Below are 13,592 nucleotides of genomic sequence, written 5' to 3'. Positions count from 1 at the left end.
TCACGGACGCACGGTCAGGCACTGCGTACTGACGCCGAAGGCGCCCTGCTCGTCATGGAGGACGGACGTGGTCACGCCGGCGCCGGCCGGCCCGAACGAGACGGTCGTGTCGAGGCCCAACCAGCCGGGAGCGGGAGCGCGGAACAGGTGCGCGGTCAGGTCGACGTTGGGGAAGCTGACCACCTTCGGGTCGACCCGGACCGCCACTCCGTTGGTGATGTCGAGCAGCCCGGCGACCTGCGCCAGCCGGCTCACCTCCTCGTCGGCGACGAGGGGGTGAGCCGTACGCACCCAGGACTGCGCCCGCCCCGGGCCGAGGTCGTGACGGCGCACCTCGACCGAGGCGATGAAGCCACCGCCCCACAGCGTGGTCATGTCCCAGACGGGCACCTCCTCCGGCGTGGGCATCGGCACGTGGTGAGTCCCCTCGAGCTCCGCGGTCGGGTAGCCGGCGGTGAGCCAGGCACGGAGGAGCACGACCGGTCGGCCGCCGTGGCAGGCGCGAGCCTCGACGAGCTCGATCGTGCGCCCGCCGCGGAGCAGCGTGACCTCGATGTCGACCGGCTCCAGCGGGACGGTGCCGAGGATGTCGTAGCCGATCCGGGTGACCTGGAGCCCGTCGTCACGGCGGGCGTCGCGGTCCCGTTCGACCTCGTGGGCGAGCACGCCGAGCAGGGTGGAGATGTGCTGCGTCTCCGGATCCCACGCCCCGCCGACGTGCTCGGTCGGAGTGAAGGCGTGCGGGCCGGTCCGGTGCCAGTAGGCCATCCGGCGGCTCACAGGCCGAGCAGAGCGACGCTCTGCTCGCGCATGTCGATCTTGCGGACCTTGCCAGTCACGGTCATCGGGAACTCCTCGACGAGCAGCACGTAGCGCGGTGCTTTGTAGTGGGCGAGCTTGCCGCTGGCGAAGGCGCGGACGGCCTCGGCGTCCAGCGGCTCGGCGCCGGGACGCATCCGGATCCAGGCGCAGAGCTCCTCGCCGTACCTCTCGTCCGGGACGCCCACGACCTGGGCCTCGGCGATGTCGGGGTGGGTGAAGAGGAACTCCTCGATCTCGCGTGGGTAGATGTTCTCACCGCCACGGATGACCATGTCCTTGATCCTTCCCACGACCACGCAGTAGCCGTCCTCGCGCATCACGGCCAGGTCGCCGGTGTGCATCCAGCCGTCGGCGTCGATCGCGTCGGCGGTCTTCACCTCATCGTCCCAGTAGCCGAGCATGACCGAGTAGCCGCGGGTGCAGAACTCGCCCGCGGTGCCGCGTGGGACGACCTCGCCGGTGGCCGGGTCGACGACCTTGATCTCGACGTGCGGGGCGGCCCGGCCGATCGTCTCGGTGCGACGCTCGAGGTCGTCGTCGGTGCGGGTCTGGCAGGAGACCGGCGAGGTCTCGGTCATCCCGTACGCGATCGCGACCTCGCTCATGTGCATCTCGCTGACGCACCGCTTCATGACCTCGATCGGGCACAGTGCGCCGGCCATGATCCCGGTACGCAGCGTGGAGAGGTCGTAGGAGGCGAAGCCCGGGTCGTCCTGCATCGCGATGAACATCGTCGGCACGCCGTACAGCGCCGTGCACTTCTCGTCCTGGACCGTCCGCAGCGTCGTCGCCGGGTCGAAGCCGGGGCCCGGGATGACCATGGTCGCGCCGTGGGTGGTGCAGCCGAGGTTGGCCATCACCATCCCGAAGCAGTGGTAGAAGGGCACCGGGATGCACAGCCGGTCCTGCTCGGTGAAGTGGATCGTCTCGGTGACGAAGAAGCCGTTGTTCAAGATGTTGCGGTGCGAGAGCGTCGCGCCCTTCGGGAACCCAGTGGTCCCGGAGGTGTACTGGATGTTGATCGCGTCGTCCGGGGCCAGCGCGTAGTCGACGTGGTCGGCCAGCCGCTCGCCACGGCCCGCGGCCAGCAGCGCATCCCACTGCGGCGTACCCAGGAAGATCGTCTGCTCGAGGGCGCCGCAGTCGCCCTCGACCTCGCCGACGAGCGAGACGTAGTCGCTGGACTTGAACGCCTTGGCGCTGATCAGCAGCCGCACCCCGGACTGGTTGAGCGCGTAGGCGAGCTCGTGGGTGCGGTAGGCGGGGTTGATGTTGACCAGGATCGCGCCGATCTTGGCCGTGGCGAACTGGACCATCGTCCACTCGGCGCAGTTCGGAGCCCAGATGCCGACGCGGTCGCCCTTGCCGATGCCGGCCTTGCGCAGGCCGACCGCGAGGGCGTCCACGTCGGCGTCCAGCTCGGCGTAGGTCCAGCGCCGGCCGGTGGCGATCTCGACGAGCGCCTCACGGTCTCCATGACGGGCGACGGTGCGCTCGAAGTTGGCGCCGATCGTCTCCTCGAGCAGCGGTACGTCGATGTCGCCACGAGCCGACGATGCGGTGATGGATGAGGTCTCGGTCATGCCGCGAGCATGACCGAGACCGTGGTGGCAGCCACACCCCCGAAGGAGGGTGAGCGGGTGCCGGATCAGGCGATCGCGGGCTCCGCGTCGAGCTCCACGCGGCTGGTCTCCTTGGCGACCAGCAGGCAGACGACGCTCAGCAGGGCCAGAGCGGTGAGGAAGTACGCGATCCCGTCGGTGCCCCACCTGGCCAGCAGGTCCTCGGCGATGACGAGCGGGACCGCGCCGCCGAGGATGCCGGCGATGTTGTAGCCGAGACCGGCGCCGGTGTAGCGGTACTTCGCCTGGAACATCTCGGGCAGGAACGCCGCGATCGGACCGTAGTTGAGGCCGAGCACGCACAGCAGCAGGCTGTTGCCCAGAGCGAAGCTCGCGAAGCTGCCCGGCTCCATCACCCCGAAGGCCAGCGGGCCGGCCACGATGCCGAAGGCGGCTCCCAGGAGCAGCACCGTGCGGCGGCCGAGCACGTCGGAGAGCCAGGCGGAGGCGATGACCGTGATGCTCATCGCGAACGCGGCGACGATGACCCCGAGCAGCGCCTGGGTCATGCTCAGGCCGAGCGTGCCGACCGCATGGGCGACCATGAAGCTCGCGCCGGTGTAGAACGCACCGAAGACGATCGCCATGATGCCGCCACCGAGCAGCACCTGGCGCCACTGGTCGCGGATGCAGCCGAGGAACGGCAGCGTGCTGCGGTTGCCCGCCGACTGCAGCTTCTTGAACGACGGGGTCTCCGCGACGTTGAGCCGGACCCAGAGACCGACGCCGACCAGGACTGCGCTGGCCAGGAACGGGATCCGCCAGCCCCAGGCGGCGAACGCGTCGGGATCCATCAGCCGGAAGGTGGTGAGCATGGCGCCGGCGGCGATGATCAGGCCCAGGCTGGGACCGAGCTGGGGGAACATGCTGTAGCGCCCGCGCTGGCCGTGGGCGGCGTACTCCGTGGTGAGGAGGGCCGCGCCGGCCCATTCGCCGCCGAGCGCGATGCCCTGCAGCGCTCGCAGGAGCACCAGGATCACCACGGCGCCCTTGCCGATCGACTCCACGCTCGGGATCAGGCCGATCGCGAACGTCGAAGTGCCCATGATCAGCAACGTGGTGATCAGAGTGGCCTTGCGGCCGATCCGGTCGCCGTAGTGGCCGAAGAGGATCGCGCCGAGTGGCCGGAAGACGAACGCGACGCCGAAGGTCGCGATCGAGGCCAGGGTCCCCTCCGGACCACCCATGGACGGGAAGAAGATGGCGTTGAACACCAGGGCTGCTGCTAGCCCGTAGATGAGGAAGTCGTAGAACTCGATGGTGGTGCCGGTCAGTGACGCCGTCGCGACGCGGCGCATGGTGCGCCCGTCGACCTCGGCTCGGTTAGCCGCGATTTGGGCCATGATCGTGCCTCCTACTCGGATTGGTGAACCGAGTGTGGGACTGTCCTCACCTGCCCGATACCCCCGGACGAGTGCCCTCGAAAGAGGGGGTACGCCTCTTGTTGCCTGTGATGGTCGTCACTTACGCTCAACGTCATGAGCACCACCGCGATCGCCCCTGAGGCGCCGTACGACGGGTCCCGGATCGCCCAGACGCTGGCCTCTTTCCGGTCGGCTTCGGGGCTGGATCTGGCCTTCGGCGGTCCGGTGCGCGGTGACGGCACGGCCATCGACATCACCGCGACCTGCGGCGCCAAGGGCGTCTCGCTGCGCGGTCTGCGGGTCGTCAACGGGGAGGGCCTGGGCGGGAAGACCCTGCAGACCCGCCAGCCCGGCTCGGTCGACCACTACTACACCGCTCGAGGCATCACGCACCTCTACGACACCGCGGTCGCCCAGGAGCAGATCCAGACCGTCGCCGCCCTGCCGATCCTGGTCGACCGGGCCCCGCGGATGCTCATCTATCTCGCCTCCCGTTCGCGGCTGGGTCTCGGCGGCGTCTGGTTCGACTCGCTGCGTCCGCTGATCCGCACCCTCGAGCGCGAGATCCTGATCGACGACGAGGTCCGTAACCGGCTCTCCCGGCTGGCGCCCGCGCCGACGGCGGCTCGGAGCACGGTCGACGCCGCGGCGAAGCGTGATCTCGCCGAACGCCGCGAGATGGCGGCCGAGCTCACCGACCTGGCCGGCCAGGTGATCGACCCCGAGGTCCGCAGCCGCCTCGAGGCCATGGTCCGGCGGCTCACCGCCACACCGGGGGAGAAGCCGGCTCAGCTCGCTCCGGCCGTACGCCTGGCCGCGCGCGAGGTCGACGTCCTGCGCCAGGTCGCTCTGGGGAACAGCAACCGGGAGGCCGCCGAGGCCCTCGGGATCGTGGAGAGCACGGTCAAGTCCTACCTCAAGAGCGCCACCCGCAAGCTCAACGCCAACAACCGCGTCCACGCGGTCCGGATGGCGCGCGAGGCCGGTCTGATCGACTGACGCCCCCGTACGGGGGTATCGCACGACAAGCAGCGTGCGCAGTATCTCGGCATGACGCATGGGGACTCGGGCGGAGTGTCAGAGAGATGGCGGACCGCGCTGGCGGACGCCTTCGCGGGGTTGCAGGCCGAGCGCCTGCCGCCCGGACAGCACGTGAAGCCCGGCCCGTTGGCCGGGGCGATCGAGCACGCGAGCCTGGGCCGGGTCGACGCGTTCCGCGTCGGCGGCACCCCACAGGTCGTACGCCGCACCCGCCGCTCCCTCGCTGACGTACCCGGTGAGCCGTTCAAGGTCTGCGTCCAGCGCCATGGACGGTCCGTCGTCCGGCAGGGCGGCATCGAGATCGTCCTGAGGCCCGGGGACATCGCGATCTACGACACCAGCCGCCCCTACGAGCTGCGCTTCGAGGAGACGTGGGAGTGCCTGGCGATGACGCTCCCGCGCCGTGCGCTGGCCGTCTCGGACGCCGTGATCGAGCGGTCCATGTCGCACGGCTGGACGGCGTTCGACGGACGGACCGGCGTACTCGGGCATCTGCTGGGGAGCGCTGTCCGCCAGGCCCCGCAGGCCGGGGGAGCGACGCATCTGGGCGAGGCCGCCATCCAGTTGCTCTCGAGCATGGTCGGCGGTGACGACCTGGTCGACCCGGGGGAGGCGCTCCGGGCCCGGATCATCGCCCACGTGGAGGCCCATGCCTGCGACCCGGACCTCGGCCACGATGCCGTGGCGGCCGCCCATGGGCTCTCGCCGCGCAGCCTGCACCGGCTCTTCGAGAGCCAGCCACTCTCCGCGATGGCGCACCTGCGCGAGTTCCGGCTGTTGGCGATCCGCGACGCGCTTCTCGACCCGGCCCTTGCCGCCCACTCCACCGCGTCGATCGCCGGCCGCTGGGGATTTCCGGACCCGTCGCACTTCGCCCGCACCTTCAGGTCGCGCTTCGGAGTCACGCCGGGTGCGCTGCGAAAACACACTTTGACCTCGGTGTGAGCTGATCGGCCGAGCTGGCGCGGAAAGTCAACGAAGTTGGCGTTCCATGGCGACACAGGTGTGACGGCCCGCACATAGCGTGACCTGGACCCGACCGGACCAACGGAGGTAACCGCCTTGTCAACACATCCCGAGACGTCATCAGGCCTATCGGTATCGGGCCTGGCCGAGCACGAGCTCGGCCGCCGTCGCTTCGTCGGCTATCTCCTGGCCGCTGCCACCGTCACCGGCGCGGCCCAGCTCGGGATCGGCCTCGGCACCCCGGCCGCGGCAGTCGTCCCGGGGGTGCCGCAGCCGGCCGACCTCTACGACCTCAACGACCTGCTCACCGATGCCGCACGCCCGACCGCGAACCTGATCCAGGTCGTCGTCGACAAGGACGGCACCGCCTCGTTCGAGCTGCCTCGCGCGGAGGTCGGACAGGGCATCACCACCTCGATCGCGATGCTGATCGCCGAGGAGCTCGACCTGCCCCTCAGCAAGGTGAACGTGACCTTGTCGAAGGCACGCCCCGAGCTGATCTGGAACCAGATGACCGGCGGCTCCAACACGATCCACGCCATGTACACGCCCGTACGTGTGGCCGCCGCCATCGCCCGTGGCGCGCTGCTCGACGCCGCGGCGATCGCGCTCGCGCAGCCGCACGACACCCTCTCCGTCTACGAGGGCGTGATCACCGCGCCCGGCGGTGCCTCCATCTCCTACGGCGAGCTCGCGACGTCCGCGGCCGCCCTGGTGACGAAGGTCGTCGACGTCGACCTCAAGCCCAAGTCCGACTTCGCCGTCATCGGCACCCCGCGGCGCCGCAAGGACGCCTTGGCCGCGGTCACCGGCAAGAAGCAGTTCGCGATGGACATCGACGTCCCTGACGCGCTGCCCGCGATGGTCTGCCGCGCCCCCGAGCACAACGGCACGGTGAAGTCCGTCCGCAACCAGAAGGACGTCGAGGCGATGCCGGGCGTGACGCATGTCGTCACCATCCCGACCGGGGTCGCCGTACGCGCCGGCACGTTCGGGCAGTGCATCAACGCCGTGCGTGCCCTCGATGTCGAGTGGAACCCCGGCTCGGTGAGCGGCAGGTCCGACGCCGATGTGCTCGAGGAGCTCCGCGGGATCGAGCGGCCGATGCTGGTGCCTGACGTCGACGAGCTCCTCGGCACGGTGACCGACGCGGTGGGCGGCCTGACCGGGCTCGGCGCGGCGGACGTGAAGACCCTCGACACCGACTTCGTCTTCTACACCCGCAGCGGCTCGCCGCTGGAGACCAACTGCGCCGTCGCGGATGTCCGCGCCGACAAGGCGACGATCTGGGCGGGCTCGAAGACGCCGATCGTGGCTGCCGAGAGCATCGCGCTCGACCTCGGTCTGCCCCCGACCGCCGTGACCTTCAACGTCGTGGAGTCGGGCGGATCGTTCGGCCGCAAGCTCTTCTGGGACGCGGCGAAGGAGGCCGCCCTGATCTCCCAGAAGTGCCAGGCGCCGGTCCGGCTGATGTGGCACCGCGCCGACGAGCCCCGCCAGGGCCGCAACCATCCGATGGCGACCTCCCGAGTGCGTACGGTCTGGGCGGGGGACAACATCCTCGCTGTCGAGCAGCAGCACACCTGCACCGCCACCGACTACCGCCACGGCTTCGGCGAGATCCTGACCTCGACGGCAATCTCGCTCCCGGCAGGGGTGAGCAACCTGGGTGTCTCGGAGACCATCTTCGTGACCTCCCAGCAGGTGCCGTACGACTTCGGGGTCACCACCCAGGGCCTCATGGAGACGACCAGCCGCGCGATCAACTCCGGCGCGGTGCGCAACGTCTACTCGCCCGACGTACGCACGGCGCTCGAGCTCACGATCGACAAGGTCGCCAAGAAGATGCGGCTGAGCCCGGTCGAGTTCCGGCTGAAGTACGCCAAGGAGGACCGCCTGCGACGCGTCATCAAGCAGGTGGCGGCCGCCGGCAGCTGGGGCAGGTCGATGCCGGCCGGCACGGCCCAGGGGATCGCGGTCCACCAGGAGTACAAGGGCTACTCCGCCTGCCTCGTCGAGATCGACTGCCGTCCCGAGACGGTCAACCGCAAGGTCTACAACGGCGTCACGGGACCCCGGGTCACCAAGGTGACCTTCGCGATCGACTGCGGAGAGGTGATCAACCCCAAGGGCGTCGAGGCGCAGATGCAGGGCGGGATCATGGACGGCATCGCGCTCGCCCTGACTGCGAGCACCCACTTGAAGGACGGCCACTACCTCGAGGCCAGCTGGGACAACTACTTCTACACCCGCCAGTGGAACACCCCTCCCGACGTACGCGTGTTCGTGATGGACCCGGTCACCGACATCCCCGGCGGCGCGGGGGAGGCCGGCGTCGCCGCCTCGTTCGCGGCGGTGGCCTGTGCCTACGCCCGGGCGACGGGCACCACACCGACCTCGTTCCCGATCAACCACCACGACCCGATCGGCTTCGAGGTGAAGTCGTTCGTCCCGCCCGTGCCCGCGTCGCCGACCGACGGCCTCAGCCACACCTACTGAGTAGAGGAAGAACATGCCCGAGTACACCTTCAAGCTCAACGGGGACAAGGTCACGGTCGACGTCCAGGACAGCGAGCGGCTGCTGTGGGTGCTGCGCGACGTCCTCGGCGTGCGTGGCCCCAAGTACGGCTGCGGCATCAACGTCTGCAAGGCCTGTACGTCCCACATCAACGGCAAGGCGTTCAACCCCTGCGCCACCCCGATCAGTGCCCTCGACGAGGACGACGAGATCACCACGATCGAGGGCCTCGCCGACACTGCTCCGGGCGACGGCCTGCACCCGATGCAGGAGGCCTGGCTCGATGCCGACGTGGCCCAGTGCGGCTACTGCCAGCCCGGCCAGATCATGGCCGCCGTCGCGACCGTCAACAAGGCGCACGCCGAAGGCCGCTCGGTCACCGACGCCGACATCGACGAGATCCGCAACATCTGCCGCTGCGGCACCTACGTACGGATCCGGGAGGCGATCAAGGCCGGCGCCGGGAAGATGGACTGACCCCTCGGCCCGGATCCTCGTCCCGTACGCTCGCGGGGTGGCCATCGTCGGAGTCATCGCCTGCGCTGCCGGCGGTGTGGAGCAACTCTGCGACGAGCTGGTCACCCCGTTGGTGGACGCCGGCCATCAGGTGCCGGTGACCCTGACGCCGACGGCGTTCACCTGGCTGACCGCCAACGGCGAGGCCGCCCGGATCGAGACCGCCACCGGTTTCCCGGTACGCGGCCCGAGCCGCCTCCCGTGGGAGCCTCGCACGCACCCGGCGAGGCTCGACGCCATCGTCGTCGCCCCCGCGACCTTCAACACCACCGCCAAGATCGCCCTGGGCCTGGCCGACAACCAGGCCCTCACGGTGGTGACCGAGAGCCTCACGACGGTCCCCGTCGTCCTCTTCCCACTCATCAACGCCGCTCACGCCGAGCACCCCGCCTGGCCCTCCCACATGGCAGCCCTACGCAGTGCCGGCGTCGAACTCATCGAGGGCCCCGACCTCTGGCCCCTCTACCCGCCCCGCCAGCTGCCATCGGACCAGCAACTGCCGTGGAAGGCGATCCTCGATGCCACTCAGCAGGCGGTAGGGCAGCGTTAGGGCCGGATCGAGTCCACAGGTGGCTTTTCGAACCGAGTTATCCACAGAAGCGGGTCTACGGATGGGCCTCTGGCGGGAGGGGTGTTGTCATCGAGGCATGACTTGCGATGACAAACAGCCCTGCGCACGAACCGAAGCCGCGGCCGTTGGACCTAGCGGAACGGCGTCCCAAGCATGTCGAAGAAGCCGGCCCGGAAGAGTTCGACCTCTACATAGTGTTGGTCAGTACGCAGCTGACGCCCAGCCAATCGATGACGGGCCTCCGTCGAATGACTCGAGCCCGCACCTTCCAGGAGGGCAGGTGGAGGCGCAACCGGTTGCCTAAGTGGCTCGAGACCGTACGCACCACATTGTGTATGTGGTTCATCGGCCCGCAACAGCAGGTCGCTTCCCTCGGCCTCCTCGTGGCTGCGTTCGCCGCGATCGCCGGTCTGCTCAAGTAACTGTCTTGGCCGGCGTGTTCGGACGGCCCGCGGCGGAGGATCTTCTACTTCTCGACAGTCGGCGTGATGCCGAGCGGCAGCCGCTGGACGCGGACCGGGCGGTCGGGCCCGATCGAGAAGACAGCGTCGCCAACCGTCTCGATGGCCTCACCGATCTGCGGCAGATGCCGGAGCAGTGCGGTCGCCAGCACGGCTCTATGTGGTGGGAATCCGCGCAGGATCACGACGCTCGGGGCTATCGCTCTCGAGGATGCGAGAAACTTCGTGAGCTTCTTGTCAGCTGTGACCAGGACTCTCGCAGTTGTGATGCAGTAGGAGAAGATCTCGGGATCGGTGACCTGCTGAAGCGCGACATCCTCGGTGTGGACGACATCGCATTCCTCGGCGAGCGCCGCGGTCACGGAGTAGGGCAGATTCTGGTCCAGCAGCAGTCTCACGCAGATTCCTGCAGCGGAAGGTAGAAGTCACGCTGCGCCAGAGCGGCTGCGTATGCGAACACTTGCTGGGCGTCCTCGGGCTCGAGGAACGGAAAGTCCTCGTGGATCTCCTCGAAGGTCATCCCGGCCGCGAATAGTTCCAGCAGCTGATTGACGCTGAACCGGTAGCCGCGGATACACGGCTGACCACCGAGTTTTTCGGACTCAACGGTTAGCCGGTCGTATCCCGGAACTGTCTGCGTCATGCCTCGAGTCTACGCCTCCTGGACATATCCGCTGGCTGACTGACTCGCTTGTTCGGGACGCAGGGGATGCCATGTGCGCAACGGAAAACGTAAGAACCCCGCTGGAGTCTCGGGTCACCAGCGGGGCAAGCACCATCATGCACGATACCCATGGGGGTTGTCCGAACTTCCAGGCGAGTCGCCCAAGAACTTTCAGCCGTAGACGTTGCCGCCGGTGCGTCAGGCGACATAGACCTCGATCGACTCCGGGTCGAGCATAACGACATGCCCCAGGATCGAGCCGGTCTTCCAGGTAGGGTGCTTGCCGGCCATCGACCAGACCACCGACGGTATCTGTCGGTGTGCGACGAGTACGACACATGGGCTCGGCAGTCAGGCGATGCGCCGTACGCGCATCCATGACGCGACGCGATTGCCCCCGTTCGAGAGCGTCAACCCGCGTACGGCTCCTTAATCTCGCCTGCCACACACGGGCGACCCTCGGCGTCGATCTACCGCCTGATTCAGTGATGACACCATCCGCCACCTCGCAGCGATCGCGCGGATCTGTCAGTGCGGATTGTGAATCTCTTCAGTCTGCGGGTCATACAGCACCAACCCATGTCGCCGGGCGAGCCGGGCGATCAGGTTGACGACCCCGGGTGGGCTCGCGAAGCTCATGCAAAGGTAAGTCGACAAGCGCGTGTCAGGGCCAGGCGTGACGCTCCAGACGCTGCTCCCCAGCTCGTCGTCACTGAGCGATTCGAGCGGGGGATAGCTGGCGAAGATGTCGCGGAGGAAGGCTCGTACGCGTGGATCGACCTCGTCCTCAGGTGGCTCATGCCACTCCTCCCCATCCGCCTCGAGATCGAGGAGGCGCTCGGCGTCAGCAATCGAAGCAGGTCCGTCATTGGCGAAGACCATCAGGTCCAAACTCATTCGTCGCGTCCCGTCGTCCGGCCGACCAGATGCCTTGTCGGTTCGTTGCTTCTTCTACGCCCCGAGATTCCCGGATGTAAGCGACCCCCGGCAGTTGTCGATCTGTGTGTCACCTACATCTGGTACGTCGTACGACCCGGATCTGTGCTGGCCCAGACCGCCCGGTGATGGAGATCGGCACTCAGGCCGTGGACGCCGCATTCGGCAAGCCCCACAAGGAAGATCGTCCCGAAGCCAGTTAGTCAGGCACTTCGTCAGGCAACGTCGAACACCCATTCGATATGGTGAAATCGAACTGGCCCCTGATCTGCGTTTCAGCAGATCAGGGGCCAGTTTCGGTGGTGGACGATACTGGGTTTGAACCAGTGACCTCTTCCGTGTCAAGGAAGCGCGCTACCGCTGCGCCAATCGTCCGTGGTTATTCAGTTATATCAGGGTGGTGCTTCGAGGTGGGTACGGGATTTGAACCCGTGTACACGGATTTGCAGTCCGTTGCCTCGCCTCTCGGCCAACCCACCGCTGGAGGCAATGCCTCCGGTGGAGACCTACTCCGAGCGGACGACGAGGCTCGAACTCGCGACCTCAACCTTGGCAAGGTTGCGCTCTACCAACTGAGCTACGTCCGCTTGTGCTTCCGGCCCGGTTTCCCGTGCCCTTGGCGACGAGAAGAACATTAACGGAGCCGCTGCCGGGGGACAAATCCGGGGTCACCTCCGTGTCATTCGGTCGTCGTCTCGGAGGCCGCACCGGCGCGTATTCCGCCCTCTGACCAGGGACGTTTTAGAGTTGCCGCATGCGCGCGTGGATCGATGGTCAGCTTCTCGACAACCCGGCCGCCCCGGCGGTCTCCATCAAGGACCACGGTCTGGTGGTCGGCGACGGCGTCTTCGAGACGCTCAAGGTGATCGAGGACCAGCCGTTCGCGCTCGCCCTCCACCTCGACCGCCTGGAGCGGTCGGCAACCGGCCTCGGTCTGCCCGCCCTCGACCGCGGGCTCATCACCAAGGGTGTCGAGGCTGTGCTGGGCGCGGCCCCGACGGCGTACGGGCGTCTTCGGATCACCGTCACGGGCGGACCGGCGCCGTTCGGGTCCGGTCGCGTGGAGGTCGCGCCGACGATCATCATCGGCCTCGAGGACGCGGCCCCCAACCCGGCCGAGACGAAGGTCGTGAGTGTGCCGTGGCGCCGCAACGAGCACGGCGCGACCACCGGCCTGAAGACGACGTCGTACGCCGAGAACGTCATCGCCCTCGCCGAGGCCCGCAAGTACGGGGCCAGCGAGGCGATCTTCGCCAACACCGTGGGCGACCTGTGCGAAGGCACCGGCAGCAACGTCTTCTACGTGCTCGACGGCACGCTCAAGACCCCGACGCTCTCCAGCGGCCCGCTGGCCGGGATCACCCGTGCCCTGGTGCTGGAGTGGTTCGGTGCGGAGGAGACCGACGAGCCGCTGGCCGAGGTCGAGGAGTACGCCACGGAGGTCTTCCTGACCTCCAGCCTGCGCGATGTCCAGGCGGTGACCGGGTGGGGCACGCGCACGCTCCCGCACGGCCCGGTCACCAGGGCGGCGCAGGAGGCGTGGCGTACGAACGAGCCGAGCCTGCTCGGCCTCTAGGCCTCCGAAGGCACCCCGCTCAGCTCGATCTCCATGAGCACCCGCCGCCCCTCCTGCTCTAGGCCGAGCCGCCGTTCGGTCTCGACCAGCCGATGTTGGTACGCCTCGGTCGGCTCGGTCTCGACGAACCCGAGATGGCGGTACAACGGCGCGTTCCAGGGCACGTCGGCGTAGGTCATGAGCGTCATCCTGCGTGCCCCGGTGGCCGCGGCCCGCCCGGTCGCCGCCTCCACCAGGGCTCGCCCGTGTCCGCACCCCTGGGACGCCGGATCGACCGCCAGCTGCTCCAGGTGCATGTGTCCGTCGAGCTCGAGAACGTGCGCGAAGCCGACGACGTCTGCGCCGTGCACCGCGAGCAGCAGGAACCCCGGCTCGGTGGCACGTACCGCTCCTTCCGTCGGTGGTGGCCAGCCCGGGTCGTGCCCGAAGTGGTCGACGAACATCGCGTCCCCAGCCGCCTCGATCCTGCTCAGCAGCGGAAGGTCGTCCGGCTCGGCCACCCGGGTCGTGTTCATGGTCATGGGACGCTAGCAGC

Annotated in this window: 14 protein-coding genes and 3 tRNA genes; 7 read left to right on the top strand and 10 right to left on the bottom strand. The window is 68.3% G+C overall.

Annotation, left to right across the window (positions count from 1 at the left end; genetic code table 11):
• From ACIRON_RS10240 to ACIRON_RS10230, 3 genes are all read right to left on the bottom strand, one after another.
• Entirely contained in the window at positions 1-780 is a 780-nt protein-coding gene (locus tag ACIRON_RS10240) for a thioesterase family protein (RefSeq protein ID WP_402992221.1), read from the bottom strand.
• The gene (locus ACIRON_RS10235; protein WP_402992220.1) at positions 777-2,405 is read right to left on the bottom strand and encodes an AMP-binding protein; all 1,629 of its coding nucleotides are present in this window, start codon (positions 2,403-2,405) and stop codon (positions 777-779) included. Before ACIRON_RS10235 ends, ACIRON_RS10240 begins: the two co-directional genes overlap by 4 nt.
• Positions 2,406-2,470: 65 nt before the next feature.
• Positions 2,471-3,787, bottom strand: coding sequence for an MFS transporter (locus ACIRON_RS10230; RefSeq protein WP_402992219.1), 1,317 nt, complete (start codon positions 3,785-3,787; stop codon positions 2,471-2,473).
• A gap of 135 nt (positions 3,788-3,922) precedes the next feature.
• On the opposite strand from ACIRON_RS10230, the gene ACIRON_RS10225 reads away from it, so the two are divergent.
• From ACIRON_RS10225 to ACIRON_RS10200, 6 genes are all read left to right on the top strand, one after another.
• Positions 3,923-4,807 (top strand): response regulator transcription factor, encoded by an 885-nt coding sequence (locus ACIRON_RS10225; protein ID WP_402992218.1) that lies wholly within the window; start codon positions 3,923-3,925, stop codon positions 4,805-4,807.
• Positions 4,808-4,858: 51 nt separating this feature from the next.
• Positions 4,859-5,794, top strand: a complete 936-nt coding sequence (locus tag ACIRON_RS10220; protein WP_402992217.1) for a helix-turn-helix domain-containing protein — start codon at positions 4,859-4,861, stop codon at positions 5,792-5,794.
• Between the two features lie 117 nt (positions 5,795-5,911).
• The gene (locus tag ACIRON_RS10215; RefSeq protein ID WP_402992216.1) at positions 5,912-8,314 is read left to right on the top strand and encodes a molybdopterin cofactor-binding domain-containing protein; all 2,403 of its coding nucleotides are present in this window, start codon (positions 5,912-5,914) and stop codon (positions 8,312-8,314) included.
• Positions 8,315-8,327: 13 nt separating this feature from the next.
• Positions 8,328-8,810, top strand: coding sequence for a (2Fe-2S)-binding protein (locus tag ACIRON_RS10210; RefSeq protein WP_402992215.1), 483 nt, complete (start codon positions 8,328-8,330; stop codon positions 8,808-8,810).
• A 37-nt stretch (positions 8,811-8,847) separates the two neighbouring features.
• Positions 8,848-9,399, top strand: a complete 552-nt coding sequence (locus ACIRON_RS10205) for a flavoprotein (protein WP_402992214.1) — start codon at positions 8,848-8,850, stop codon at positions 9,397-9,399.
• A gap of 317 nt (positions 9,400-9,716) precedes the next feature.
• Entirely contained in the window at positions 9,717-9,842 is a 126-nt protein-coding gene (locus tag ACIRON_RS10200; protein ID WP_402992213.1) for a hypothetical protein, read from the top strand.
• 44 nt (positions 9,843-9,886) lie between these two features.
• Here the strand turns inward: ACIRON_RS10200 and ACIRON_RS10195 are convergent, their stop codons facing one another.
• The 6 genes from ACIRON_RS10195 to ACIRON_RS10170 form a co-directional block, all read right to left on the bottom strand.
• The gene (locus tag ACIRON_RS10195) at positions 9,887-10,279 is read right to left on the bottom strand and encodes a DUF5615 family PIN-like protein (RefSeq protein ID WP_402992212.1); all 393 of its coding nucleotides are present in this window, start codon (positions 10,277-10,279) and stop codon (positions 9,887-9,889) included.
• Positions 10,276-10,524, bottom strand: a complete 249-nt coding sequence (locus ACIRON_RS10190; protein WP_402992211.1) for a DUF433 domain-containing protein — start codon at positions 10,522-10,524, stop codon at positions 10,276-10,278. The genes ACIRON_RS10195 and ACIRON_RS10190 overlap by 4 nt, the downstream gene beginning before the upstream one ends.
• A gap of 549 nt (positions 10,525-11,073) precedes the next feature.
• The gene (locus ACIRON_RS10185; RefSeq protein ID WP_402992210.1) at positions 11,074-11,442 is read right to left on the bottom strand and encodes a hypothetical protein; all 369 of its coding nucleotides are present in this window, start codon (positions 11,440-11,442) and stop codon (positions 11,074-11,076) included.
• 339 nt (positions 11,443-11,781) lie between these two features.
• Positions 11,782-11,856 (bottom strand) — tRNA-Val (locus tag ACIRON_RS10180).
• Between the two features lie 33 nt (positions 11,857-11,889).
• Positions 11,890-11,960: transfer RNA gene (locus ACIRON_RS10175), tRNA-Cys, on the bottom strand.
• Between the two features lie 35 nt (positions 11,961-11,995).
• Positions 11,996-12,068: transfer RNA gene (locus tag ACIRON_RS10170), tRNA-Gly, on the bottom strand.
• Positions 12,069-12,235: 167 nt separating this feature from the next.
• Here ACIRON_RS10170 and ACIRON_RS10165 point away from each other — a divergent pair.
• Positions 12,236-13,057: an aminotransferase class IV gene (locus ACIRON_RS10165; RefSeq protein ID WP_402992209.1), complete on the top strand. Its 822-nt coding sequence runs from the start codon at positions 12,236-12,238 to the stop codon at positions 13,055-13,057.
• Here the strand turns inward: ACIRON_RS10165 and ACIRON_RS10160 are convergent.
• Positions 13,054-13,572, bottom strand: a complete 519-nt coding sequence (locus ACIRON_RS10160) for a GNAT family N-acetyltransferase (RefSeq protein WP_402992208.1) — start codon at positions 13,570-13,572, stop codon at positions 13,054-13,056. The two genes, ACIRON_RS10165 and ACIRON_RS10160, sit on opposite strands and share 4 nt — an antisense overlap.
• Between the last annotated feature and the right edge of the window lie 20 nt (positions 13,573-13,592).

The organism is Nocardioides sp. NPDC101246 (assembly GCF_044767415.1).
GTDB lineage: Bacteria > Actinomycetota > Actinomycetes > Propionibacteriales > Nocardioidaceae > Nocardioides.
The sequence above is the reverse complement of the archived record's forward strand: the minus strand, read 5'-3'. Positions and strand labels throughout refer to the sequence as shown.